Source organism: Amycolatopsis sp. VC5-11 (assembly GCF_037034185.1).
In the GTDB taxonomy this organism is placed as follows: Bacteria; Actinomycetota; Actinomycetes; order Mycobacteriales; family Pseudonocardiaceae; genus Amycolatopsis; species Amycolatopsis nivea.
The window spans coordinates 1,231,965-1,257,872 of sequence record NZ_JBAGKF010000001.1; the positions used below are offsets into that span (position 1 = coordinate 1,231,965).

Below are 25,908 nucleotides of genomic sequence, written 5' to 3' on the forward strand. Positions count from 1 at the left end.
CGACTGCAGCAGGGCCGTGACGACCTGATCCGCGGATTCGCACAGCGACGGGGTTTCAACGGTGCCGCCGTGGCTTACCGCATCCGCAACGGCGAAACAACCGACGAGCCCGTAGTCGTTGCCTTCGTGACAAAAAAACGTTCACCGGCACTCCTCGTGCAAGAGGATCTGCTGCCGAGGCAGGTGAACGTCGACGGCGTGAACCACGGTGTCGACGTAGTCGAAGCCGGTCCCTTCATGCTGGGCGGCACGACGAAGTTCGATCCCAAGGCTCCGGCGACGATCACCGGAAGGTACCGGCCGGTGCGCCAGGGCAGCCAGATCAGCAACATCGCGATGAACGGCTACGGCACCCTCGGCGCGATCGTCCGCGACGCCACGGACGGCTGGCCGAGCATCCTGTCGAACAACCACGTGCTCGTCCTGAACAACTCCAGTACCTCGATCGGACAGGCAATTACCCAGCCGTTCACCGGGAAAGCGGCGGACACGGTCGCGAATGTCACGCGGTTCGCGCCTTACACGTTCGGGGTGACCAAGCCGAACACCACCGATGCCGCTCTGGCGCGGCTGTCCGAGGCAGAGGCCAAGCAGGTGACCGACGCGGTCGCGGAAGACCTGATGGAGCCGTACAGCGTTGACCACCCCTGCGTCGGACTGTTCTTCGCGGCCGATCCGACGAACTTCTACGGCGTCTCGGCGAAGATCGACAACACGTTGACCGAGGTCGGCGCTGACCTTCTGACCGCGGAAGCCATTTACGTGCCCGGTCCTCCCGACCTCAACGCCCCCGTTGAGAAGGTCGGCGCGCGGAGCGGGTACGCGTCGTCTCGCATCCACGCGATCAACATGAAATTCCCCGTGTTCATGAACATCAACGGAGGCATGCGGATCGCGTGGTTCACCGATCTCGTCGGCGTTCCCCGGTTCGGCTGGCCAGGTGACTCCGGCTCCACGATCCGGCTCGGCGGCGACGGCGACACCCGGCTGCCGATCGATCTCGGTCTCAGCAAATGCGAGGTGACCAGTGCGGTCGCGTCCATGTACGACCTGCCGCTGGAGAACGACATCCCGCTCGCGGACCGTGTCCGCGACCAGTTCATGGCGTCGAGCACGACGGGCAACTTCCTGACCCAGCTGTTCTACCTGAACAACGGGGTGATCCTGGACCGCACGCAGGGAATCGAAGCGTCGCCGAGCGAGAAGGCGGGCGCGGCGAGCATGTACGACAAGTACCAGAACTTCATCGACTCCGCGCTGGCGAACCCTGATCGACCGGGCCTGGTGGTGACCCGGGAGAACATCGACGACGCCGCGCTGGGGCTGGCTTCGCTGCAAGGCAGGATGACGGCTGAGGAGACGAACGCGACCAACGACCTGTTCACCTCGCTCGTCCGGCAGACCGAGGGAATGAACCATCAACAGCTGGTGGCGTTCATGAATCGCACCGACGTGTTCAACAAGGTCTGGGACACGACGGCGGCGGTGCCGACCATCCGGGCGCTCGGATCGCTCTACGGTGCCGAGCATCGGCCGCGGTGACGAATGTCGAGCGGGCGACGGACTTTCCGGCCTCCGTCCGGCTGAGACTCCTGGAACTGGCCCAAGATTTGCCCAGCACGCTGCGTCCGGCGGTGGTGCCGTTGGTCCAGCGGCCGGGCAAGGGGATCAGGGCCGCACTGGTGGCTGCCGCGGCCGCGGGAAGCGCCGCCCGGCGTTCGGAGCTGGTGAGGCTCGGCGCGATCGTCGAACTGCTTCACCTCGCGTCGCTGGTCCACGACGACGTGGTGGATCGCGCCGCGACCCGGCGTGGCCTGCCGAGCGCGCACGAGCGGGTGGGGCCCGACGTCGCGCTCTTGGCAGGTACCGCCTGCGTGGCGCTGGTCGGGCAAGAGGCCGCCGACCTCGGGCCGGTCACCGCGACCGCCGTCGGCAGGTGCACCGCGAGTCTCGCGCTGGGCCAGATGATGGACGTGGAGCGGGCTTACGACACTGAACTCGACGCCCGAGCCTACGTGACGATGGTGGTCAAGAAGACCAGCGAGCTGTTCGTGCTCAGCTGCGTCCTTGGTGCCGGGAGTGGCGACCGCGACAGCTCGTTCGTCACCGCGGTCGCGGCATTCGCCACGGAGATCGGGGTCTGCTTCCAGATCCAGGACGACTGCAAGGACTTCCTCCCCGCCGGTTCGGGGAAACCCGCGGGCACAGACCACAAACTCGGTCTCTACGGGCTGCCGACGCTGCACGCCTTGCGCGTCCGTCCCGCCGAGCTCAAGCCACTGCTGCTCGCTCCGGAAATCGACGAAACCGCGGTACGGCGGATCCGTGAGCTGGTCGTCGCTTCCGGCGGCTTGGACTACGCGATCGGCGAAGCCCGCCGTCATCGAGAGCTGGCGTTCGAGGCACTCCGCCCGTTCGAGCACGAGGCTGCGGGACAGAGGTTGCGGGAGGTGACCGAAGCGGTATGGACGTTCTCGTGAAGGGAGCTGGCCCGGCTGGCTGCACGGCGGCGCGGCTCCTCGCCGCAGCCGGCTTCGACGTCCTGCTGGTGGAGCAGACCAGAACCGGACCGGATCACCACGTCGTGGTCGAACAGTCTGTCGCACCCGTGACTGCCACGGGGGCGAGCCGGCTGCTGCTTTCATTCGGTGGTGAAGTGCCTCGGGAGTTCGGCCGTTCGGGCATGGTCATCTGCTCCTACCGTTCGCTGGTCGGGTCGTTGCGGGAAGCCGCGGTAGCCGCTGGTGCCGTGGTTGCCGCTGCGGTACCGGACGAAAACCGGCCCGCAGTGGTGGTCGACGCGACCGGTGCGGCACCGCACACCGCGCGGCTGGGCCAGGGCTGGACGGTCTCTGGAACCTGGCGGAATTGCGCCGTCGAAGGTGCCGTCGTGACCCACTTGACCCAACCCGATGACGAGAATCCACGGGCAGCCCCGGTCGTCGTCCGAGTGGTTCCCGTTCCGGGCACGGCCGGGATGGCGACGGTTTCCGTAACCACCATGTCGTCCGAGCCGCTCGCGGCGGAGTGCATCCGGTCTGTCGTGCGGGCAGCTGACCCACGGATGGCCGCAGCGGTCGCGGCAGGTCCGTCGAGCACCTATCCGGTCAACGCCGGCTTCGCACCGGAGAACGCGATCCGAGCCGGTGCGCTCGTAGTGGGCGAGGCGGCAGGACTGGTCAACCCGTTCACCGGCGACGGTATTTCCTACGCGATTCGCAGTGCTGAGATCGCGGCTGAGTCGGTCGCTCGGCACCGAACCGACCCTTCGCGAATCAGCGGTGCCTACGAAGCCGGGCTACGAGCTTCGTTCGTCGGCTACTTCCACTCCGCCCGGCACGCTGTCCGGCACTATCACCTCGCCTGGCGAATCCTGTCGAGTTCGGCTTCCTCGGAGCACCCGTTCTTCCGTCAGAGCCATCGTGCGGTCCTCTTCGGCGGCGCGATGACGCACGACGCTCTCCGGGCTGGGCGAGGACCGGCCGACCCCGTGCGTTTGTACCTCGCCCCGTTCACCATGGCCTGCAATGAAGTGGCTGTTCGCAGGATCGGCGACGAATGGCCATTGCTCGCGATGCACACGCTCGGCGGCCGCGACGGACTTCACCGGGGCATCCGGCCCTCCGCTTTGTTCGCAGGAACGCTGATGGCGGCAGGCGGCGATCCCGACGTGCGCCAGGCACCGGTGGCCGCTGCGATCGAAATGGCTCTCCTCGGCGCACTCGCGCACAGCGTGCCTGCCGGGGAGGGAAGCGCGCCGAGCCGCGGTGTGGACTGGCGTTATGCCTCCTCGGTGATGGCTGCGGACTACCTGTTGGCGACAGCGACCGATGTCCTGACTACTGCGCGACCAGACCTTGCCACGGCTTTCGCGGCCTGGCTGACCTCGCTCGTCGCGCTTCGGGCGGAACACAAGGCGGAGGCGCTGTTCGAGAACTTCTTCGAATTTCCGGCTCGCCTCGGCGCTTATGCGGCGGGTTCGGATGACGCGACGGTTGACGTATTGCGGCAGTTCGGACGCACTTGCGGCAGGCTTTTCCTTCTTGCTGAAGATCGCGCCTTGCTGATGGGTCGTCGAGGACGGCTCGACACGACGCTGACCGGCGCGTTAACCGCGCGCCTCACCGGGTTGCCGGTCCGGTTCGGGCAGTTGAGCGAGAATGAGATGCGGGCCCGGAGAAACGTTTTGACGGAAAAGCTCGATGAGGCCATCGCGGGGGAGCTCCGCGCGGCCGACGAGTCGGTCGCGAACGCAGTGCCCGCGCGATGCGAGCGGGTGCTGCGCTATTTCGCGCATTCGCTTGCCAATCCGGTTCCAGGTTTGGACGAGGAGGTGGCGCGGTGAACCGGCTGGGGCCGATCTTGCTGGCCGTGCTGCTGCTGGCGGGCGGATGCGTCGACCTGCCTGGCGAAGCGGGTCCGCCACCGGCGTCACGGCTGCTCGCGGGCACGTTCCAGCTGGCCCGTGATCCGGAGAGCCCGGCCGCGGTCTGGACGCGCCAGAACGCCGGCGGCAAGTCGCCCGCCTTCGAACCGATCGAGCGCGACGTCGCCTACATCCCGGTCGCGCATCGGTTCACGGCGGCGGACGAGAACCTGAGCCAGCACGTCCACGACTTCGTGACCCAGGCAGCGACACAGCGTTGGATGCCGATGCTCGTCGCGGCGTTCACCGAATCCGGTGCCTGTCCCGCCGAGCGTTCACCCGCCGTCAGCGATCTCGCGCACGGCCTCGGCGACAGCAAAGCGATCGTGGTCCTCGAGCCCCGCCTGCTGGGCGGAAAATGCGCGGACACCACGGCGGTCACCCGCTACCTGAACGCGTCGGTGCGCCAGCTCCGCGCTGAGTCGCTCAACGCGTTCGTGTTCTTGGATGTGTCGGCCGGTGGAACGGTCGAGGAACAGCGTGCCCGGCTGATTTCCGCCGGGGTAGCACAGGCCGCAGGCGTCACCTTCGGCGTCGGCGGCTACACACCGGCCGCGCAGCTGGCCGGGCCTGCTCGGAAACTCCACGACGCACTTGCCGCCGCTACCGGCCGGAGCGACTATTTCCTGCTGGCAGACAGCTCCCGCAATGCTGCCGCCGTCACCGGAACCTGCAATCCCGCCGGTGCCAGGCTCGGGCCGGCCTCGGTGCTGTCCGATCAGCCGGGCGCGCTCCAGCAAGCCTGGCTCACCGTCCCAGGGGTCTCCGACGGACCCTGCGGAGCCGCGCCTGCCTCGCAGGCCGGTGAATTCGTCCCGGACCTGGCCCGCCAGATGACCGGGTAGTCCACCCACACCACGAATTGGGGGAGACGATCATGAAACGCACCGCGAAGAGATCGCTGCTGGCCGGAATGGTCACAGCCGGACTGCTGTGTTCCACGTTGGCGACGACCAGCGCAACCGCTCAAGGTTCCCCGCACAAGACCACCGTGCCTGCCATCGGGCCGGCACTCGCGACGATGTTGCACCAACAGAACGCCGCCTCTGCGAAGAGCCGCGAGGCGATCACCTCGTCAGCCAACGATCTGACGGGCGACGGCATCGACGACGTCATCGCGAGAGACCGCGCCACCACCCGGCTGGACGTCTTCGCGGGGAGCGGCAGCCTCAACGGTGCGGCCACCCTCACCGGCCCCACCCAGATCAGGGCATCGACTCCGGACCGGGTGTGGTTCGGCCAAGGCGACCTCAACGGAGACGGCCGCAACGACGTCGCGAGCATCGACAGCTCCGGGGTGATGTACGCCGCGTACAACCAGGGCACCGTTGGCGGGGTGCCCCAGCTGAGCGCCGACGCGTCGTTCATCTCCGGCTTCACGCCGAGCTCGCCGATCTGCCTTGCGGACTTCGTCGGCAGCGACCCCAAAAACCCGCTCGAGCCGGACGGCCGTGCCGACATCGTCATCAAGAATGCCAGCACGAAGGCGATCGACCTCTACGTCAACGACGGGATGGTCAACGGCAAGCCGTCCTACAGCTACCGCGGTCAGCTGCTCACCGCGGCGGACTACGTGACCGGCATCCAGCTGGCCGACCTGACCGGCGACTACTTCAAGGACATCCTCATCACGATGTCGGACGGAACCCTGTGGATGCTCGACCTTTTCGCCGACGTCGACTCCAGCGGAAAGCCTGTCGCCAAATGGTTCAAGATCATCGGATCGGGGATGAACACGGCCGACCACATCCTGTTCCCCGACTTCAATCACGACGACTACCCCGACTTCGCCGCCCGGCTGACCGCGTCGGGAGAGTTCCGGGGGGTTCTCCACTCCGGAGTGTGGAACCCGGCGAAGCCCGAAACGGTGTTCAACGCCGCCACCGGCCAGCTGATCAAATCCGGCTGGTCGAACTACGACTGGGTGTTCTGACGCGCCGCTGTGGTGTGCCCAGCCGGGTGCACCACAGCGGTCTCCGCGGGGAGACGAGCGCAGCGCCACGGTTCACCGGGCGAGGTTATTGAGTGGGCCGCCTGGGGCTCGAACCAGGTCAGCGACTAGGTCTCGTCATCTGTATATACAACCTTCACCCTGCATGAACGTCCGCGCGAAACGATTATGGTTGGTCGCTGGTTCTCGTCGTTTCCCAGGGGAAAACCGGGGAGATGATCATGTCCTCTTCGCGGCTCTCGCTGCCAGCTCGCGCGTACCTACTCTGCCGCCCACAGCTCCCCGCCATCCCGATACGAAGCCAGCACGCGGCCGGTGACGTCGGGTCAAGGCACGCTTCCCAGCCTTGACGCGGCGTCACCTGCCGTTGTCACGATCAAGCTTCGGGATGGCGCTTACCGCCGACTGGGCGTAACACGGTGGTGCCTGACGGCGACCCGAGTTGTACGACTCATCGGCGAGGGAGGGCTCGACGTTGGCTGAATGGCTCAGATGCGCCGTCGGCGGGCGGCGCTGCGCAGCTGCACCTAAGGCGGCCGTGCCGGGCACGGGGACGGCCGCCAACGGGAGCGGCTACGCCAGGCGCCCGGCGCGTCGCCCGGCGGCGCCCTCTTGATCCCATAGAGCCAAATTCGGCAACCAACGAATGACAGAACCTGCCAGGGAAATTCTCATTTCGGTCGAGCCCTCAGCTTGAAAGCGGTAAAATGTCGGAAATAGATAGTAGGGTACAGTATGGTGATTCACGTGATGAAGTGTATCGCGTTGCAATGGCCGCAGATCTTCCATGCGAGGTCGGAGACTGGGACGAACGCGAGACAGTAGACCCGGACGACTTGTACCTAAGCGTCGGATTCCCAAATGGACGACGCAAGAGGAATGTCTATATCAGCAGCGAAGACGCTGATATATTACGTTTCCACAACTTTCCACTTTGGACGTTTGTCGAAGACTATAATGCGGTTCTTTACCGGGAGAAGGGTCAGATAGAGGCCCTACTTGCCCCCTCAACAGGGTCTGTCACTTTTATGATACGTAGGATAATGGGCCTTCCTGGGGTTGAGATTCTTGACCCAAATGGCAATCCGGTCAACATCGACGAGATCGATGACAGTGAAGCTTCGCTGAAGCGCGCCGCGGTTGAGCTATACAACGGGAAAGATGTATTACTGACAACTCCGTGGCGCCTCGTTCTCCAAGATGCTTCCGCTGCGGTTAGCCTTGAGATTTCACCAAACAGTCCTGAGTTAATTTCATTGGTTGGCGGTTTCGACTCGCCGGTCAACTCCGTACTTCGACCTAGCTTAAAGGTCAACATAGACGGAATTCAGCAGCACGATTCCGCAAAGAAAGCCCTGGAGGACTACACTTCGTCACTCTTTTTTGAACTGGATGTAAAATTCGAGCTTGCCCTCAGTCTCGGCCGCAGACGTTCATTTCCAAGGCGAGTCAGGAGGAAGGTTGCCAACGGAGCCGTCCAACTGCGCCCCCAACTTCCCAAGAGGAAGTATGCCCAGGAGGCCGTTACGCTGTACTCCTATGGACGTACAGCGTTGAACACGCCATTGCTTCAATATCTGGCATACTACCAAGCTATCGAATTTTTCTTTCCATCTTTTTACGGTGCCGAAGTTATATCGAAGATAAAAAACGAACTTCGTGATCCGAGGTTTGATATCGAAGATGATAATCAACTGCAGCGAATCGTTTCGATCGCGTCCTCGTCAGGAAGGGGTTCAGCTAGCGAGAAAGATCAGCTTCTCGCCACCTTGCGCGGCTCGCTCGACGACAGTCACGTACGCGAATATATCAAAAGTGCGGACGGCATGGAGGAATTTCTAAATCAGCAGGGGCAGATCAGGGGGGTTCCTTCTGTTTCTCTTTCGCCGAATGCTCAAGTCTTGGCGCAGGTCGCTGATCGAGTCTACAGAATCCGATGTCGGATCGTGCACTCGAAGATCGACGGCGGCCCGACGTCGTCAGATGTCCTACTTCCGTACAGTGAAGAAGCAAACAAGCTGACTTACGACTTATCGCTTATCCATTATTTGTGCCAAAGAGTGATAGCCTGCGGAAGTAGGGGCTCTCTTTGGCATGCATAACTGCCTGAACAACAGACATTATCGGATTTCCATGGCATATAGAAGCTCGTAGCGATCAGCTGAAAATAGCATGTCCGCCGTTTCAACCGTCAGGCCGTCTTCTGTGTCGAAGCGGTCAGCAACGCGGAAAGTATGCGTGATCTGCACGACCGGCCAGTTCGCGCGAATGTCGAGAAGCTTGGCTTCTGGGTTCCTCGGCCTCGCCGGTATGTACTTCACCTGGCGTAGTTCCAAGCAGGGCCGCGACCATGCCGACCGGCTCACTGGGCAGCGGGCGGATCATGAGAGACAGTTAGCTGAGGAAGCTCGGGAACAAGAACGCCTTGCCGACGCCTACGCCAAACTGCGCATTATGACTGAGCGCATCGGAGCATGGGCACAGATGATCAAGCCAATGATGGACACCGATCCACCTCGGCCCGTTTCTGAACCTCCAGGACTCGACACTCAGACTGAAGTCGAAGCGGTCATAAGTGCTTTCGGGCCAGAAGGCGTCATAGTAGGATTAATAGATCTTGAGCGAGACGCTGCGACAAATGGTCACAGCGCGAACGTGGATTTCGGTCAGCCCTACAGGAAGCTGCTTGACCTCCGGCCCGCCGAACGTGACGCCCGCCAAGAGCTTGCCGACCAGGTAGCTGCGAAACTCGGCCACCGAACACCCATAGTCCAGCCCAAGCCCTCACCTCCCGACGCCGACCCAAGCACCAAGCGACCCACGCCACAACCTACAAGGCGCTCCGGCCTTCGCCGTCAGAGAGCCGAGATAAACCAGTCGGGCGAAAGCCGGGGGTAACCCGGGGAACCGATCTTGACCGGCGGTGACCGACAGGCCGCTGACCTGGAAGTTTGAGTGGGCCGCCTGGGGCTCGAACCCAGAACCTACGGATTAAAAGTCCGCAGCTCTACCAATTGAGCTAACGGCCCGCGCGCTCAGTCTAGCGGGCAGCGCCCGGCCCCTCACCGGGGCCTGGTGTCACCAGGCCCCCTAGCGGATCTTCGCCACGAACCGAGCGAGGTCTGCGGCGTAAGCCTCCGGCTGGTCCATCGCGATGAAGTGGTGTCCAGCCGGATTGTCATCAGGCCAGTGGACGATCTCAGACTCCATCGAGGCCAGCCGACGGATCCCCGGCACTCCGCTGTACACCCCGGTCGGCGCGTCCTTCTGGCCCCGCGGCCAGGCGAACCCGGTACTCGAGTAGTACGACCACGACGAAGTCCCGAAGGTCTCCGTGAACCAGTACACGCTCAGGTTCGTCAGGAACCCGTCCAGCATCTCGTCCAGTGCCCGGCCGCCACCACCGAACTCGTGGAACTTCTGCGCCATCCACGCCAAAGCACCCACGGGGGAATCGTTCCAGCCGTAAGCGAACGTCTGCGGTGCGGCGCGCAGCAGGGCATGGTGGTCGACGCCGTTCATCCAGTCCTGCGACATCATCTCGGTGAACGCCGCGCGCTCCGAAGAATCCAGGTCAGGCAGGTCGGCTTCGGTAGGAATCCCCAGGCCAGCGGTGATGTAGACGCCCAGCACCGGACCGACCCGGGCGACTTCGGGGGCTACATAGGCACCGTAATCGCCGCCTTGGACGACGTAGTCGCGGTAGCCGAGGCGGCGCATCAACTCGGCCCATGCGCGGGCCACGCGAGTGGCGTCCCAGCCTGGGCCGGGGGCGGACGAGAAGCCGTAGCCGGGCAGGGACGGGACCACGACGTGGAAGTCCGAAAGGTGCTCGATCAGGTCCGCGAACTCGACGAAGGAGTTCGGCCAGCCGTGCGTCAGCAGCAGTGGCGTGGCGGACGGTGCGGCGGACGGGACGTGCAAGAAGTGCAGGTCGACGCCGTCGATCTCCGTGTGGAACTGCGGGAATTCGTTCAACCGGGCCTCGTGGGCGCGCCAGTCGTAGCCGGTCGCCCAGTAGGACGCGACCTCGCGCAGCCAGTCGACCGGGGCGCCGCGGGCCCAGCCGTCGCCGGGCAAGGGGGACGGCCAGCGGGTTTGGGTGAGCCGGGCACGCAGGTCGGCGAGGGCGGCGTCGGAGATGTCGATGCGGAACGGGCGAATGGTCATGAGAAGAACGTTAGAGAGCATATAGGGCAGGTATGGTCCTAGATCATGAGCGCGGCGCGGTTGTTGCAGTTGCTGTCCCTGTTGCAGGTACCGAGGCAGTGGCCGGGCAGTGAGCTCGCGGAGCGGCTGGGCGTCGAGGGGCGCACGGTTCGCCGGGACATCGAGCGGCTGCGGGAGCTCGGGTATCCGGTCGAGGCGACGATGGGTGCGGAGGGCGGATATCGCCTGGTCGCGGGCAGTGCGATGCCGCCGTTGCTGCTGGACGACGAGGAGGCGGTCGCGATCGCGGTCGGGTTGCGGATGGCGTCCGGGCACGCGGTGACCGGGATCGACGAGGCGTCGGTGCGGGCGCTCACGAAGCTGGAGCGGGTCTTGCCGTCTCGATTAAGGCGCAGGGTGAGTGTGCTGAGCAAGGCGACGGTGCCGTTGCCGCTGAACGACGGGCCGCGGGTGGATCCGGAAGCGCTCACGGTCCTGGCAACGGCGATCGCCAACCGCGAGCGGCTGCGGTTCGGCTATCTCGCCAACGACGGCAAGGCGACGAAAAGGCTGGTCGAGCCGCATCATCTGGTGTCGTCCGGCCGGCGCTGGTACCTCCTGGCTTTCGACAGTGACCGCGACGACTGGCGGGTCTTCCGCGTCGATCGCATCGAGAAACCGCAGGCCATCGGGACCCGGTTCACCGCGAGAGACCTTCCTGCCAAGAACCCGGCGGAGTATGTGACCACGAAGCTGCACACCTCCCGCCCGACGCATCGCGCGGTGGTCACCGTGCACGCGTCGGCCGACGAAGTGGTGCGGATTTGGGGCGCGGCAAGCGAAGTGACCGCGGTGGACGACCGCACCTGCCGCGTTGTCAGCCCGGCCGACACGCTGGAGTGGCTGGCGTTCCGGCTGACCAGCCTCGGCCGCGAGTTCCAGGTGCACGAACCGCCGGAGCTGGCGGAGCACCTGCGCGAACTCGGCGGCCGGGCGTTGCGTGCGGTCAGTCCGGGGTGATCAAGCCAGTTCCGCCAACGATTCCCGCAGCTTCCCGGTCACCTCGACCGGCCGCCGGGACTCGCGATCCACGAACACGTGCACGAAATGCCCTTCCGCCACCAAGGTTTCCGACGCCGTGTACATCCCGATCTCGTACCGCACGCTCGACCGCCCGAGGTGCGCCACCCGCAGGCCGATCCGCAGCGTGTCCGGGAACGAAACCGAGGCGTGGTAAGCACAACGCGATTCCACGCACAGCCCGATCACCGGCCCGGACTCGATGTCGAGGCCGCCGCGTTCGATCAGCCAGGTGTTGATGACGGTGTCCATCAACGAGTAATGCACGACGTTGTTCACATGGCCGTAGGCGTCGTTGTCCTTCCAGCGCAACGGAACCGTCTGCCAATGCGGGTAGTTCACCACAGCCGTACCGAGTCCCGCAGAATCCCCGCCAGGTCCTTTTCGGACGGTGTGCGCGGCGCGGTGGCCAGCAGCCGCTGCTGTTTCAAGGTTCCCTCCACCAGAGAGTCCACATCGGACTCGCTATAGCCGACCGCGCCGATTCCGGCGGGCAGGCCGATCTCGCGCATCAGCATGGTCAGTACGGCGGGCAGGTGGTCGGCGAAGTCACCGGACCATTCGAAATCCGGGGCCAGCAGCCGGGCGACGCGCTGGTGCCGCTCCGGGTTCGCTTCGAAGGTGAACCGGAACGCGGCGGGCGCGGTGAGCGAGACGGCCATGCCGTGCGGCACCATCGCTTCTTCGCCGGGATAGCCGTCGGGGTGGAAATCCCGGACCTGTCCGGCGATCGGATACGCGTTGGCGTGCGGGATGTGCACGCCGGCGTTGCCGAAGCCGAGCCCGGCGAACGTCGCGGCCAGCGCCATCGCCTCGCGTGCGGACATGTCCTCGCCGTCGCGGACCGCGGCGGGCAGCGCCCAGGACAGCAGTTCCAGCGACTTCTCCGCGAACATGTCCGCCAGCGGATTCGACCCGCAGTAGGGCACCCGTTCCTCGGGCCGCTTCCGACCGAACTCGGTGTAGGGCTTGGCGGTGTAGCTTTCCGCGGCGTGGCACAGGATGTCCATCCCGCTCGCCGCGGTGACGCCGGCCGGCTGGCTGACCGTGAGCCGCGGGTCCACGACCGCGAGCGTCGGGCGCAGCCGCAGGTGGCTGATCCCGCTCTTCACCCGCAACGACAGCACGTCCAGCACGCACACCGTGGTGCTTTCCGATCCGGTTCCGGTCGTCGTCGGCACCGCGACCAGCGGTTTCAGCGGGTTCGCCGGCGCGCGGCCGCCGCCGACCGGCGCGTTGACGTAGTCCATCAGCTCGCCGTCGTTGCTGGTCAGCAGGTTGGCGGCCTTCGCGGTGTCGATGCTGGACCCGCCGCCGACCGCCACGAACGCGTCGTACGGGCCGGTGCCGCGCGCGAAGTCCACCGCCTTCTGCATGCTGACGTCCGTGGGCTCGACGTGCACGCCGTCGAAGGTTTCGGCCGCGATCCCGTAGCCGCGGATGCCCTCGGCGATCCGCTCCGGCCAGCCGGTCGCCGCGACGACCGGGTCGGTCACCACCAGGACGCGCCGGGCACCGAACTGGGCAAGATCGTATCCGATCTCGTCGCTCGAGCCGGTTCCGTATTTGAGCGCCGGAGCCCCATAAGTGAAAACAGTCTCATGTTCGGCGGATGTCACGACGGCGTCCTCCCAACTGGTGGGCAGCCCGATCCGGCAATTGGCACAATCCCGCGGCGAGTTGTTCAAGATCACTTGACGCCGGTTCACGGTGCCGCCCTAAGCTCTCCTCATTAGATACCAAGTGGGAACCACCGTCGCGCAAACGGCCGTACGCGTCTTGAACGAGGCCCGGGTCCGCCGGGTGTACGCGGTCGTCGGCGAGTCGTTCCTGGAATTGCTCGACGCGCTGCGCCGCGAGCGCGATGTCACGCTCGTTTCGGCCCGCCACGATTCGGGCGCCGCGTTCATGGCCGAGGCCGAGGGCAAGCTCACCGAACGCCCCGCCGTGCTGCTCGCGAGCCGCGGTCCGAGCGCCGCCGCGCTGGTCATGGGCGTGCAGACGGCGTATCAGGACGAGACGCCGATGGTGGTGCTGCTCGAAACCCCCGCGCTCGACCCGGTGCTCACCGGCGAGGTGCCGACGTCCGATTCGACCGGGATGTTCGAATCGATCGCCAAATGGTGCGTCCGCGCGGACGATCCCGACGACGTGCCGCATCTGCTCGCCGAAGGTCTCGCGCGGTGCCGCGAAGGACGGCCGGGCCCGGTCGTGATCGGCGTGCCGAGCGACGCGTGGGGCGTCCCGTACGACTCGGCCAAACCGGTGGCGAAGGTGCGCCCGCCTGCCACCGGAACGCTGGGCCGTTCGGCGGAAGCGGTAGCCGGGCTGGTGGACGAAGCGCGCTATCCGGTGGTCATCGTCGGCGGGCGGGCACGGTCCGCACGGGACGAGCTGATCGCGGTAGCCGACGAGCTGGCGCTGCCGGTGTACAACGCTTTCCGCCGCCAGGACGCGTTCCCGGAGAACCACGCGCGCTACGCCGGGCACCTCGGCCTCGGCATCCCCGCGCGTCAGCTCGACGCGCTCGAACGAGCCGACCTCGTGCTCGCGCTCGGCACCCAACTCGACGAAGTCACGACGCAGGGCTTCCGCTATCCGACTCCGCAGCAGACGCTTGTCCTTGTCGGCACTGGCATCGACGAGCAGCGCCGTCGCGGCCTGACGTTCCGTGTGGACACTGAGGTCGAGCCGTTCCTGAAGGAGCTGCGCGCGATCGCTTCGCCGCGTACGCGCAGAGCGTCGGCCGCGAACGCTGCCGTACACACCTTCATGACACCCCCGAACACAAGCAACAACACGCGCGTACACCCGGTGGACGTGGTGCGCGCGCTGCGAAAGCTCGCGCCCGAGGACACCATCGTCACCAGTGACGCGGGCAACTTCGCGCAGTTCATGCACCGCTATTGGTGCTTCACCGCTCCGCGCAGCCAGCTCGGTCCGAGCAACGCTGCGATGGGGTACGCGGTGCCTGCGGCCGTAGCGGCCAAGCTCGCCGAACCGCGACGCGCTGTGGTCGCGATGGTCGGCGACGCGGGCACGCTCATGACAGGGCAAGAGATCGAGACCGCTGTGCGCTACCGCGCGCCAGTGATGGTGGTCGTGTTCCAGAACGGCTTGCACGGTCCCCTCGCGATGCATCAGGCGCGTACGCACGGACGGCTGTCCGGAGTGACCATCCCGCTGACTGACTTCGCGTCGTGGGCGCGCGGGCTCGGCGCGGCCGGGTACACGGTGGACGATCGCGAGCGGCTCGAACCGATCATCGCGAGCGCGCTCGTCCGGCAGCGGCCGTGCGTCATCGACGTCCGGACGGACCCGGACGTCGTGACCCCCGACGTGCGGCTGAGCACGCTTCTCGGAGCCCCGCGTCCTTCCGGGACCTGAAATCTTCCTGAGAACACAGGGAAACGCCGGGAATGTTCGGTAGCTGGCGGGGGTTGGCTCAGGTAACCTGACGGTGTTCCCGGGGTTCGGCATCCGGACCCGGTTCGCCCGGCGAGGTTCGCCGGCGTTCGGTTGGGGAAATTCCCGGGTGGACACGTTCCCCGGCTCGGTTCGCGGCCATTCGGCGCGTTTCAGGGGTGGGGACAACCGGTTTCGGCCGGATTTTGTCGGTGCCGGATGGCACCATCGCGGTCATCGCCCCGCTTGCCGCGGGGAAGGAACGAGGGGAGTTCGTCATGGCCGACGAAAAGGACGGGAAATCCCGTACCGCCGCGGCGACGGCTCGCGGCCGGGCCCGGTCCGCGCGGGCCGGTGCGCTGGTGTCGGTAGTGCGCGAGGAGCCGGAACAGGGCCAGGCCGTCGAGGTGCCTGCCCAGACCCGGTCCGGGGTGGTTCCGGTGCTGTTCAGCGCCAGTGCGGAAGCCCACGACGTAGCCGTGGTCGCGCCTGATCAGGGCGCTGACTGGCGCTCGCCGTTCGGTGCGCCGCTCCGCCACGCCAGCGGGGAGTGACCCGGCTTCGCGAACTGGGGTGAGTCGGCTTGTCCGCGCCCGCTCCGCTGTGCTTTACTTTAGTTGGTCTCGATTTTTGTGTTCGTGGTAAAGCACGCTCGCAGAACTCAGCGGGCGTGGGCCTCCTCTCTGGGGAACGCATCTCGCCCGTGTCTGGGCCCAGGACGTCGGTCGGCTTCCTGTTTTGGTGTTATGTATGGAGATTGTTTAGATGACTGAGGGCACCGTGAAGTGGTTCAACTCCGAGAAGGGGTTCGGCTTCATCACTCCCGACAACGGCGGCGGCGACGTCTTCGTGCACTACAGCGAGATCCAGGGCAACGGTTTCCGTACCCTCGAGGAGAACGCTCGCGTGCAGTTCGAGATCGGCCAGGGCCAGAAGGGCCCGCAGGCCACGTCGGTCAGCCTGATCTGACCTGCGTCTAATCGCTAAGTCGCCACCACTCCCGGTTGCGGGGGTGGTGGCTTCTTTCGTCTCTGCCGCCGCGCGCTCGTCCCACCATGCGGATTGTCTTGCCGGACAAGGCTTTGCATGCTGGACCGGCCATTGTGGATCACCCGATCGTGGGCTGTCCGGAGGCTCGTAGGCTCGCGGGCATGAGCGAAAACACCTACCTCGTCACCGGCATGTCCTGCGGCCACTGCGCGCAGTCGGTCACCGAGGAACTGACCGAGGTGCCCGGGGTCGAGAACGTGACCGTCGACGTCGAAACCGGGCACGTGACGGTCCGCAGCGCCCAAGCCCTCGACGAGACCGCCGTCCGCGCCGCGGTCGAAGAAGCCGGATACACCTACGAAGGGCTTGCTTCTCTCGTTTGAACGACGGGTAGCCACGCGAGAACCCAGGGTAGGCTCTGGCCGGCGTGGAGGCACGGCCGATGCAACGTCCGTGCAACCCTTTCCTCCGCGTGACCGGACGCGTGTGCTGGTCCCCTGGCGGCAGTGGACTGAGGGGTGCTCGATGGGGGTAGTCGTTGCGGGGATCGTGGCGAACCCGGCGTCCGGTCAGGACATCCGAAGACTCGTCACGCAGGCGTCGGCCGTCCCGGTTGAGGAAAAGGCCAACCTGGTGCGCCGGCTGCTGTCGGCGTTCGCGGTGACCGGCGTCGAGCGTGCTCTGCTGTCCACTGACCTCAGCGGTATCTCCGCCGCCGTGCTGCGCGACCTCGGCCGCGAGCCGCTGCCCCGCGTGGAGTTCTGCGACGAGGACACCCTCACCGGCACCGCGCAGGACACCATCAACGCGGTGCGCCGGATGGTCGAGGCCGGAGCGGGCGTGATCGTGTGCCTCGGCGGCGACGGCACGGCCCGCGTCGCTGCGAAGGCGTGCGGCGACGTCCCCCTGCTCGCGCTGCCGACTGGCACCAACAACGCGTTTCCGCAGGCCGGAGAAGCCACTGTGGCCGGGCTCGCCGCCGGGATGGTCGCGAGCGGCCAGGTCGACGCCGACCTCGTCACCCAGCGAGTCAGCATGCTCGAGGTCGTCACCAAGAACCGTCGCGAGATCGCGCTCGTGGACGTCGCGGTCTCGATGAACAAACACGTCGGCGCGAAGGCGCTCTGGGATCCGACCGCGCTCACTGAGCTGTACTGCACCTTCGCCGAGCCGGACGGCATTGGCCTGTCGAGCATCGCCGGACAGCTGTGTCCGAGCTCTCGTTCCAGTGCGGACGGTGTGGCGCTGCAGCTTGGTCCGGTCGACAGTTCCGCGTACGTGGTGCACGCCGCCATCGCACCCGGCGTGGTGCGTCCAGTCGGCGTACGCGGCTGGGGAGTGCTGCGTCCCGGCGTACGCGTGGACCTTGCCGCAGGTGGCGGCGTTATCGCGGTAGACGGAGAACGCGAACTGGAACTGAAAAACGGCGAAGGAGCGTACGTCGAACTGCGCGCTGACGGCCCGTGGTGTGTCGACGTACGCGCGGCAATGGCTGAAGCGGCAACCCAGGGGTTGCTACGCAGTACCGCTACGAGTGGAACCGTTGAGAAAGGCCGAAGCCGCGGTCAGTGCGCTGGCTGAGATCACGTGCAGGTGACACCTTCCGGGTGTCGTTCGCTGCGCCTCGCCCGACCGGCTACCTTCTGCGAGTGGCACACGGGGAGGATCGGGGATGAGCAGCACTGCGACGCGGCCGGAAACGACTGCCGAGCCCCCACCGGAGAAATTTCGGGGCCGCAGCGGAATCGCCGGGCTGCTGGACCTGCCCGGGCAGGCGGTGCGCGCGGTCGTCAGATCCACGACCACCACGCCCGGCAAGCTTTCGCTGATCGCGGTCGCGCTGGTGCTGCTTTCGCTGGTGGCCGGGCTCGTGGGCGTGTTGTCGGTGAAGGACAAGGACAACACCATCAACGGCCTGATCGACCACCGCGAACCTCTCGCGGCGGCCGCGCAGCAGGTGTTCCGCTCGCTGTCGGACGCGGACGCGACCGCGGCCAGCGCTTTTCTTTCCGTCGGCACCGAACCGCCCGCGCTGCGGAAGCGGTACGAGCAGGACATCGCCGAAGCGGGATCCGCGCTCGCCCGCGCGGCGTCCGACACCACTGACGTCGGCACCGCCGCCCACCAGGTGGACATCCTGAACCAGAAGGTCCCGGTCTACACCGGGATCGTCGAGACCGCGCGCGCGAACAACCGGCAGGGTTTCCCGTCCGGCGCTTCGTACCTGCGCGAGGCCTCGCAGCTGATGCGCACGACGATCCTGCCCGCCGCGGACGAGCTCTACAAGGCGCACACGCAGAAGCTCACCGACGAGCAGGACAGCAGCAGCGACGTGCCGTGGGTGGCGGTCGCGCTGGTCGTCGTGCTCCTCGCGGCGCTCGTGGCCGCGCAGATCTACCTGACCCGGCGGACGAACAGGGTGCTGAACATCGGGCTGCTCGTCGCCACCGGCTGCATCGTGCTGTCGCTGCTGTGGGGCGCGGTCGCGCTCGTCGTGCAGGGCAGTCTCGTCGCGACCGGGCGCACCGACGGCACGTCGCAGGTCGACATCCTGGTTCGCGCCCGGATCTACGCGCTGCAGGCCCGCGCGGATGAAACCCTGACGCTGGTCGCGCGCGGCGACGGCGGCGCGTACGAGCAGCAGTTCATCAAGCTGGCCGAGAAGCTCGTCGGAGCCGACGGCAAGGGCGGCCTGCTCGGCGATGCGCGCGGCCTCGCCTCCGGCACTGCGGGCGAGCAGAAGATCGAAGCGGCGGAACAGGCCGCGCGCGAATGGTCGCTGGCCCACCTTCAGGTCCGCCGCCTCGACGACGGCGGGCAGTACCAGGAAGCCGTCGACTTCGCGACGAGCGTGAGCCCGAACAGCGCCGCCGCCGCGTTCGCCCGGCTCGACACGAACCTCCAGGCCGCGATCGACGTCTGCCGGCAGGAATTCCTCGACAGCACCAGATCCGGCGACAACGCGCTCACCGCGCTCGCGGCAGGCGTCGGGGTGCTGGCGGTGCTCGCGGCGGGCGGCATCACAGTCGGCGTGCGAGAGAGACTGAGGGAGTACCGGTGATCCGGTCGCGGCACTTCGTCCGGACTGCCGTGCTCGCGGTGGTCGCGGTTCTCGCCGCCGCCTGCGGGACGGCGGTCCAGCCGATGGAGGCCGCGCCGGTCACTGACGCGGCCTGGCCCGCCCCGGCGGGCGTCGGCGGCCCGGACGCCGCGGCCGGCGGCGATTCCGACACCAGCTGCAACCCGCTGGCCAGCCTCGCGCCGAATGGTCTGGACACCTCCGGGCCGAGCCTGCAGAAGATCAAACAACGCGGGAAGCTCATCGCGGGCGTCGACCAGACGACCTACCTGTTCGGCTTCCGGAATCCGAAGACCGGCAAGCTCGAGGGCTTCGACATCGACCTGGTCAACGAGATCGCCAAGGCGATTTTCGGCAGTTCCGAGGGCCACGTGCAGTACCGGGCGATCACGTCGTCGCAGAGGGAGAACGTGCTCAAGGAACACCAGGTCGACGTGGTGGTCCGGACCTACAGCATCACCTGCGCCCGCCGGAAGCAGGTGCAGTTCTCGTCGGTGTACTACGTGGCCGGGCAGAAGATCCTGGTGCCGAAGTCGTCCAACGCGCAGTCGCTGACCGACCTCGCCGGGAAACGCGTGTGCGCGGCGGCGAAGTCGACCTCGCTCGCGAAGATCGCCACCGACCCGGCCAAACCGGTCGCGGTGTCGGTGCCGAACTGGTCGGATTGCCTCGTGATGCTGCAGCAGGGCCAGGTCGACGCGGTGTCCACCGACGACACGATCCTGGCGGGCATGGCCGCGCAGGACCCGACGGTGAAGGTCGCGGGCGATCCGATGACACAGGAGAATTACGGCGTCGGGGTCCCGAAGGACGAGGAGGACCTGGTCCGCTTCGTGAACGCGGTGCTGGACAAGATCCGCGGCGACGGCACTTGGGCGAGCAGTTACCAGAACTGGGTCGGCGCCCGGCTGGGGCCGGCGAACCCGCCGTCCCCGCAGTACGGGTGACCTGGCCAGTCGCGCTGCGTGAGTTGTACTTTTTGAGCGGCAGGTTTGCCGCGGGGAGCTCGGGAGGTAGTTGTGTCGGAGGAGGCGCGCCGTCCTCGGCACGCAGCACCGGAGGGGGACGGCGACGAGGCGAAGGCCGCGGACCAGCCGTCCGGGCGGGGCGAGGCGGCCGACGCTTCGTGGACCCCGCCGCCGCCCGTGCGCTGGGACACCCCGGAACCGTCGGTGTCCGGGCGGCTGAACCCTCAGGCCGATCCGGACGCGGAGACGTTGATCAACGCACCGGTGCAGCGTCCGCAGGGCGGGCAGCAGGCTCAGTCGGCTCAGCGAGGCGGTCCGCAAGGTCAGCCGGGTCAGGCCGCGCCGTCGGGCCAGGCCGCTCAGCCGGGTCAGCCCGCTCAGCCGGGACAGGCGCAGCCGGGGCAGGCCGGGCAGCAGCCGCGGACGCAGGGCCGTCCGGCTCCGCGCGGGGGCCAGCCGATGCCGCCGCAGGGCCGTCCGCAGGGGCAGCCGCCGTCGCAAGGCCAGCCGTACCCGGGACAGCCCGCGCCGCCGTCGCAGGGGCAGCCCTATCCGCCGCAGTCGCGCACCGGACAGCGACCGGCCCCGCCGAACCATCCGCAGCAAGCGCAGGGGAACCGCCCGTCGCGTCCGCCGGAGAACCGCGCCACCGGACCGAACTCCGGCCCGATCCCGATGGGTGCCGCGGCGCAGGGCAAGCCCCCGGCTGACGGCGGCGACGCCCCCACGCGTCCGCCGGGCGACCTCGCGCCGGTGATCCTGCCGCAGTCGAACCAGCCGGTCGCCCCCGTCGACCCGGCCGCGCCGATGCCGACCAGCGTGCTCGCCAGCCCGACGCCGCACACCCAGAGCATCATGCCGCCGACCCCGCGGGTTGCTCCCGCAGACGGCGGCCCGCTGCCCGACCACGGCACGGACAGTGTCCTGCCGTCGGGCGGCAGCGAAGGCCACGGCACCGGCACCCACGGTTCACAGGGCTCGCAAGGCACTGGCACCGGTACTGGCACGGGTTCGTTCCCCGGCACCTCCCGGCGCACTGGCTCGCGCGGCACCCGCCGCTCCCGGCGCGGACGGCTCGGCGCGGGGCTCATCGACGTGCCTCCGGTGCCGTACCGCGATCCGTCGACCGCGGTGCTGGCCAACCCGGTCGTGGCCGAGGACAAGCGGTTCTGCGGCAACTGCAGCGCGAAGGTCGGCCGCGGCAAGGACGGTCAGCCGGGCGAGCCCGAGGGCACCTGCGAGAAGTGCGGCACGCCGTTCTCGTTCATCGCGAAGCTGAAGGCGCACGAGGTCGTCGGCGGCCAGTACGAGGTGCTCGGCGCGCTCGCCTACGGCGGTCTCGGCTGGATCTACCTGGCCAAGGACCACAACGTGTCCGACCGCTGGGTCGTGCTGAAGGGCCTGATCGACACCGGCGACTCCACCGCGATGGCCGCCGCGGCGAACGAGCAGCGGTTCCTCGCCGAGGTCGAGCACCCGAACATCGTCAAGATCCACAACTTCGTGCAGCATCCGGACGCGCAGACCGGCAACACCGTCGGCTACATCGTCATGGAGTACGTCGGCGGCCAGTCGCTGCGCCAGCTCGCGCTGCAGCACCACCGGGAAAGCAACCGGCCGGAGCCGCTGCCGATCGGCCAGGTCATCGCGTACGGCCTGGAGATCCTGCCCGCGCTCGGCTATCTGCACGGCCAGGGGCTGCTGTACTGCGACCTCAAGCCGGACAACGTCATCCAGACCCGCGAGCAGCTCAAGCTGATCGACCTCGGCGCGGTGCGGCGGATCGACGACTACGAGAGCCCGCTGTTCTTCACCACCGGTTACAGCGCGCCCGAGCTGGCGTCACAGGGCGCGTCGGTGTCCTCGGACCTGTACACGGTCGGCCGGACGCTCGCCGTGCTGAGCTTCGAATTCGCCGGCTACACCCGCGAGTTCAAGAACACGCTGCCCGGGCCGGACGCGGTGCCGTTGTTCGCGCTTTTCGGGTCGTACTACCGGTTCCTGAAACGGGCCACGCACGCTGATCCGGACCGCCGGTTCATCGCCGCTGACGACATGGCCGACCAGCTGACCGGGGTCCTGCGCGAGATCATGGCGCTCGGCACCGGTCAGCCGCGGCCCGCCGCGTCGACGGTGTTCGGGCCGGAGAGCCGGACGTTCGGTGTCCATCTCGTGGTGCCCGAGCAGGGCGAGCGGGTGCCGTTGCCGGACGCGGCCGAGGTCGTTGCCGGGCTGCCGATTCCGCAGGTCGACACGGATGACCCGGCTGCGGGTGTGCTGGCTACGACGACCGCGCTGGACCCGCACGAGGCGATCGAGGCGCTGGCTACCGCGCCGCGCGAGTCGATCGAGGTGCGGTTGCGGATTGTGCGTGCCCGGATCGAGCTGGGCGAGTTCGTGGAGGCGCAGCGGCAGTTGCAGGCCGCGCAGTATTTGGCTATTCGGCACGGGTTCCCGCACGACTGGCGGATTGACTGGTACCGCGGGTTGATCGAGCTGGCCGGTGGTCGGCCGCGGGTCGCGCATGTGGCGTTTGACGCCGTTTACGACGACCTGCCGGGGGAGATCGCGCCGAAGCTGGCGTTGGCGGTGAGTGCTGAGGGCGTGGGGGATTACTTCGGTGCCGCTCGGTTCTATGAGCTGGTTTGGCGGACGGACCGGACTTATGTGAGTGCTGCGTTCGGGCTTGCGCGGGTGTATTTGGCGCAGGGGGCGCGGGAGAGTGCGGTGGAGGTGCTGGAAGGGGTTCCGGCTACTTCTACGCATTATGTGGATGCGCAGGTCGCGGCTATCAAGATCAAGACTCGGGCGCAAGGTGTGGGTACCGGGGAGCATCCGACTGTTACCGAGGGCGATCTTGTGGACGCTTCCGGGCGGTTGCAGCGGTTGAATCTTGATGCTGAGCGGCATACGCGGCTTAGTGCCGAGGTGCTTGAGGCGGCTTATGACTGGCTGAAGGTGCCTGGGCAGGCTAAGCCGGTTACTGCTGCGAAGGTGCTCGGGTGTGAGCTGGAGGAGCGGGACGTCCGGTTCGGGCTGGAGCGGTGTTATCGGTCGTTGGCTCGGTTGACGGATGACGCTGGTGATCGGATTGCGTTGGTGGATCGGGCTAATGCTATTCGGCCTCGGACGCTTACCTGAGTTTCGGCTCGTCGCCTGGCGGCGACATTGGCCTCTTGGTTGCGTGGGGCACCCCGAAGGTTGATTGTGCTGACGGTCTGGGGGTGCTTGTCAAGGCGGGAAAGATGCCTTGACAAGCACCCCCAGACCGCAGGGGAGCTTCGTATCGGGGTTGGGGGAGGGGCTGGGTGCCTCGCTCGTCGGGTGCATCGGTGCGGTTTTTGGGGTGGGTGCCTTGATCGTTGGGTGCATCGGCTGCGGGTTGGGGTTGAGTGCCTCGATGGTTGGGTGCATCGGCTGCGGTTTGGGTGGGGGTTAGCGCCCCAATGTGGCATTGGGTGCGTGGCATGCACCCAATGTGGCGTTCGGTGCGTGGGATGCACCCAATGCCGCATTGGGGCGGCATCCCGGGCGGGTGGCGGCTGGTCGTGAGGGGAACCCTGAGGGAATCAGAGTCAATGAGGGTGGCCCTCACGAACCGCGGGAGGGGCGCAAAGCAGCTGGATCAGGGGTTGATGTCCCACTCGCGTTTGTTGCGCCGGTGCTGCTCGGCTAGCTTCTCCAACGCCTGCGGGTCGCCGTGGGTGCTGAAGTGCTCGAAGCCCACTGCGATGAAGACTGCTCGGGCGTTCACCGCGATGGGGCCGTCCGTGGCGTCCAGGTGGCCGTCTGCGCTGACGTAGATCTTGCGGCCTGCGACTCCGTCCAGGCGGGCCTTGATGTACAGCGTCGAACCGACCGGTACTGGGCGGCGGAAGTCCGTCTCCAGTTTTCCCGTTACCGCGGGGCGGTGCAGCAGGTTGCCGACAGCCGAGCCGAGTGCCTCGTCGAAGGCGCAGGCCAGCAGGCCGCCGTGGGCGAGTCCGGGGGCGCCTTGATGGGCCGACGTCACGGTGAACTTCGAGTGCACCGTGTAGCCCTCGCCGATGGCTGAGCGCAGGTGCAGGCCGTCGTCTACCTCGTCGCCGCAGCCGAAGCATTCGGCGAAGTGGGCGCCTAGTTCGGTGCCGGGGGCGGGGGCCTTCGGGTGGATCTCCGGCGGCTCCACCGGCACCGGCGGCCACGGGCCGGAAACAGGACTCATGGGACGACGTTAACCCGGCGGAAGGACCCGTCGGCACCCGCCCTGACCGGCGCGGGCGCATTTCCTGAGCGCAGGGTAGTCGGAAAATTCCGCACGGTAGAAATTTCGCGACTCACCCTGCCAGCTTGGTTCAACAGGTCAAGACTGGGGAAATGTGCTCCAACGGATGGACCGGGACGTGTGCAGGAGGAGGTCACCGCCGGGATGAGTGAGCCAAAGACGGGGAAACCCGAGGTCGATCAGAGAACAGTCAAACGCGCGGTGATCGCGTCCGCGATGGGTAATGCGACCGAGTGGTACGACTACGGCGTATTCACCTCGGGCGCGATCGCGACGAGTATCGGGACACTGTTCTTCCCCGGCGAGGGCAACGCGGTGCTGAAATCGCTTGCCCTGCTGGCCGTCGGCTTCATCGTACGACCGTTCGGCGGAGCGTTCTTCGGCCCATTGGGGGACAAGCTCGGCAGGCAGAAGGTTCTCGCGCTCACCATTCTGCTGATGTCCGGCTGCACCTTCCTGGTCGGCGTGCTGCCGACGTACTCAGGCGGCTACAGCATGGGCATCGCGGCGCCGATCGCGATCTTGCTGCTGCGCCTCATTCAGGGCTTCTCGACCGGCGGCGAGTACGGCGGCGCGGCGACGTTCATCGCGGAATACGCGCCGACGAAACGGCGCGGGTTCTTCGGTTCGTTCCTTGAGATGGGCACGCTCGCCGGTTACGTGCTCGGCAACTCGGTCGTGCTGATCACTTACCTGTCGCTGTCGACCGAGCAGTTCGACTCGTGGGGCTGGCGGATTCCGTTCTTCATCGCGCTTCCGATCGGTGCGATCGGTCTGTACCTGCGGTCGAAGCTCGAGGACACGCCTGAGTTCCGCAGGCTCGAGGCGGCGGGCGAGAAGTCGGAGAAGGCTCCGCTCAAGGAGACCATCCAGCGCAACTGGCGGATGATCCTGAACCTGATCGGGATCGTGCTGCTGCTGAACATCGCCGACTACATGCTGCTCACGACGATGCCGACGTATTTCACCGACACCTTGAAGATCGGCGACACCGAGTCCAGCCTGATCATCATCGGGGTGGAAATCGTGCAGTTCGCGCTGCTGATCCCGCTGGGCGCGCTGTCCGACCGGATCGGCCGGAAACCCTTGCTGCTCACCGCGGCCATCGGGTTCATCGTGCTGAGCTGGCCCAGCATCAAGCTGATGCAGAGCGGCAGCCTGCTGTGGCTGATCGTCGGCTTCCTGGTCGTGGCGATCCTGCTGGCGCTGATGCTGGCGGTCATCGGCTCGACGTTCCCGGCGATGTTCCCGACGCGCGTGCGGTACGGCTCGTTCGCGATCGGCTACAACATCTCGACGTCGCTGTTCGGCGGCACCTGCGGCGTGATCGTCACGGCGTTGATCGGCAGCACCGGCAACGCGGACTGGCCGGCGTACTACTTGATCATCGCCGCGCTCATCGCGCTGGTCCCGATCATCAAGATCCCGGAGACGGCACGCGTGCCGATCGAGGAGATCGACACGGCGGACCACGGCGGCAAGCTCGCCGGCGCCAGCAAGTAAGCGAAACGAAAACCGCCCTCCGTCCATTGCGGACAGAGGGCGGTTTTCGCGTCCAAGTCAGCTGTTCTGCGTCGCCTCGACCGCCTGCGGAGC

General features: G+C 66.8%; 22 protein-coding genes and 1 tRNA gene. 16 read left to right on the plus strand and 7 right to left on the minus strand.

Annotation, left to right across the window (positions count from 1 at the left end):
• The first annotated feature begins 69 nt into the window (after positions 1–69).
• From WA670_RS06110 to WA670_RS06135, 6 genes are all read left to right on the plus strand, one after another.
• A complete protein-coding gene (locus WA670_RS06110) occupies positions 70–1,542 on the plus strand; it encodes a hypothetical protein (RefSeq protein ID WP_336157109.1) in 1,473 nt (490 codons plus the stop codon).
• Positions 1,539–2,480: a polyprenyl synthetase family protein gene (locus tag WA670_RS06115; protein WP_336157110.1), complete on the plus strand. Its 942-nt coding sequence runs from the start codon at positions 1,539–1,541 to the stop codon at positions 2,478–2,480. Before WA670_RS06110 ends, WA670_RS06115 begins: the two co-directional genes overlap by 4 nt.
• Positions 2,465–4,345: an FAD-dependent monooxygenase gene (locus tag WA670_RS06120; RefSeq protein ID WP_336157111.1), complete on the plus strand. Its 1,881-nt coding sequence runs from the start codon at positions 2,465–2,467 to the stop codon at positions 4,343–4,345. The genes WA670_RS06115 and WA670_RS06120 overlap by 16 nt, the downstream gene beginning before the upstream one ends.
• Entirely contained in the window at positions 4,342–5,271 is a 930-nt protein-coding gene (locus tag WA670_RS06125) for a glycoside hydrolase family 6 protein (protein WP_037807416.1), read from the plus strand. Before WA670_RS06120 ends, WA670_RS06125 begins: the two co-directional genes overlap by 4 nt.
• 32 nt (positions 5,272–5,303) lie before the next feature.
• Positions 5,304–6,359: an FG-GAP repeat domain-containing protein gene (locus tag WA670_RS06130; protein ID WP_336157112.1), complete on the plus strand. Its 1,056-nt coding sequence runs from the start codon at positions 5,304–5,306 to the stop codon at positions 6,357–6,359.
• A gap of 725 nt (positions 6,360–7,084) precedes the next feature.
• Positions 7,085–8,479: a hypothetical protein gene (locus tag WA670_RS06135; protein ID WP_336157113.1), complete on the plus strand. Its 1,395-nt coding sequence runs from the start codon at positions 7,085–7,087 to the stop codon at positions 8,477–8,479.
• Positions 8,480–8,497: 18 nt separating this feature from the next.
• On the opposite strand, the gene WA670_RS06140 is transcribed toward WA670_RS06135, so the two are convergent.
• The 4 genes from WA670_RS06140 to WA670_RS06155 form a co-directional block, all read right to left on the minus strand.
• A complete protein-coding gene (locus WA670_RS06140) occupies positions 8,498–8,698 on the minus strand; it encodes a hypothetical protein (RefSeq protein WP_037807424.1) in 201 nt (66 codons plus the stop codon).
• Between the two features lie 286 nt (positions 8,699–8,984).
• Entirely contained in the window at positions 8,985–9,134 is a 150-nt protein-coding gene (locus WA670_RS06145) for a hypothetical protein (RefSeq protein ID WP_158714405.1), read from the minus strand.
• A 199-nt stretch (positions 9,135–9,333) separates the two neighbouring features.
• A tRNA-Lys gene (locus tag WA670_RS06150) sits at positions 9,334–9,406 on the minus strand.
• Between the two features lie 61 nt (positions 9,407–9,467).
• Positions 9,468–10,547 carry an epoxide hydrolase family protein gene (locus WA670_RS06155; protein ID WP_336157114.1) on the minus strand — a complete coding sequence of 360 codons (1,080 nt, stop codon included), beginning with the start codon at positions 10,545–10,547 and terminating at the stop codon, positions 9,468–9,470.
• A 45-nt stretch (positions 10,548–10,592) separates the two neighbouring features.
• On the opposite strand from WA670_RS06155, the gene WA670_RS06160 reads away from it, so the two are divergent.
• Positions 10,593–11,546, plus strand: a complete 954-nt coding sequence (locus tag WA670_RS06160) for a helix-turn-helix transcriptional regulator (RefSeq protein ID WP_037807428.1) — start codon at positions 10,593–10,595, stop codon at positions 11,544–11,546.
• Here the strand turns inward: WA670_RS06160 and WA670_RS06165 are convergent, their stop codons facing one another.
• Both WA670_RS06165 and WA670_RS06170 read right to left on the minus strand, forming a co-directional pair.
• The gene (locus WA670_RS06165) at positions 11,547–11,951 is read right to left on the minus strand and encodes an acyl-CoA thioesterase (protein ID WP_336157115.1); all 405 of its coding nucleotides are present in this window, start codon (positions 11,949–11,951) and stop codon (positions 11,547–11,549) included. It abuts the gene before it with no gap.
• Positions 11,945–13,225, minus strand: coding sequence for a hydroxyacid-oxoacid transhydrogenase (locus WA670_RS06170; RefSeq protein WP_336157116.1), 1,281 nt, complete (start codon positions 13,223–13,225; stop codon positions 11,945–11,947). The genes WA670_RS06165 and WA670_RS06170 overlap by 7 nt, the downstream gene beginning before the upstream one ends.
• A 124-nt stretch (positions 13,226–13,349) precedes the next feature.
• Here WA670_RS06170 and WA670_RS06175 point away from each other — a divergent pair, with 124 nt between their 5' ends.
• From WA670_RS06175 to WA670_RS06210, 8 genes are all read left to right on the plus strand, one after another.
• Positions 13,350–14,993 carry a thiamine pyrophosphate-binding protein gene (locus WA670_RS06175; RefSeq protein ID WP_238603510.1) on the plus strand — a complete coding sequence of 548 codons (1,644 nt, stop codon included), beginning with the start codon at positions 13,350–13,352 and terminating at the stop codon, positions 14,991–14,993.
• Between the two features lie 230 nt (positions 14,994–15,223).
• Positions 15,224–15,565: a hypothetical protein gene (locus WA670_RS06180; RefSeq protein ID WP_037807433.1), complete on the plus strand. Its 342-nt coding sequence runs from the start codon at positions 15,224–15,226 to the stop codon at positions 15,563–15,565.
• 211 nt (positions 15,566–15,776) lie between these two features.
• Positions 15,777–15,980 carry a cold-shock protein gene (locus WA670_RS06185; protein ID WP_009071749.1) on the plus strand — a complete coding sequence of 68 codons (204 nt, stop codon included), beginning with the start codon at positions 15,777–15,779 and terminating at the stop codon, positions 15,978–15,980.
• 182 nt (positions 15,981–16,162) lie between these two features.
• Positions 16,163–16,384, plus strand: coding sequence for a heavy-metal-associated domain-containing protein (locus WA670_RS06190; RefSeq protein WP_238603509.1), 222 nt, complete (start codon positions 16,163–16,165; stop codon positions 16,382–16,384).
• Between the two features lie 142 nt (positions 16,385–16,526).
• On the plus strand, positions 16,527–17,582 hold the full coding sequence (locus WA670_RS06195; RefSeq protein WP_134663775.1) for an ATP-NAD kinase family protein: 1,056 nt from the start codon (positions 16,527–16,529) through the stop codon (positions 17,580–17,582).
• 91 nt (positions 17,583–17,673) lie between these two features.
• Positions 17,674–19,062 (plus strand): hypothetical protein, encoded by a 1,389-nt coding sequence (locus tag WA670_RS06200; protein WP_336157117.1) that lies wholly within the window; start codon positions 17,674–17,676, stop codon positions 19,060–19,062.
• A 29-nt stretch (positions 19,063–19,091) separates the two neighbouring features.
• Positions 19,092–20,027, plus strand: a complete 936-nt coding sequence (locus WA670_RS06205) for a glutamate ABC transporter substrate-binding protein (protein WP_037807716.1) — start codon at positions 19,092–19,094, stop codon at positions 20,025–20,027.
• 696 nt (positions 20,028–20,723) lie between these two features.
• Entirely contained in the window at positions 20,724–23,189 is a 2,466-nt protein-coding gene (locus WA670_RS06210; RefSeq protein WP_134732662.1) for a tetratricopeptide repeat protein, read from the plus strand.
• Between the two features lie 484 nt (positions 23,190–23,673).
• Here the strand turns inward: WA670_RS06210 and WA670_RS06215 are convergent, their stop codons facing one another.
• Positions 23,674–24,252 (minus strand): PaaI family thioesterase, encoded by a 579-nt coding sequence (locus WA670_RS06215; RefSeq protein ID WP_167754377.1) that lies wholly within the window; start codon positions 24,250–24,252, stop codon positions 23,674–23,676.
• A 204-nt stretch (positions 24,253–24,456) separates the two neighbouring features.
• Between WA670_RS06215 and WA670_RS06220 the strand changes: the two genes are divergently transcribed.
• A complete protein-coding gene (locus WA670_RS06220) occupies positions 24,457–25,815 on the plus strand; it encodes an MFS transporter (protein ID WP_134663774.1) in 1,359 nt (452 codons plus the stop codon).
• Positions 25,816–25,908 lie beyond the last annotated feature (93 nt).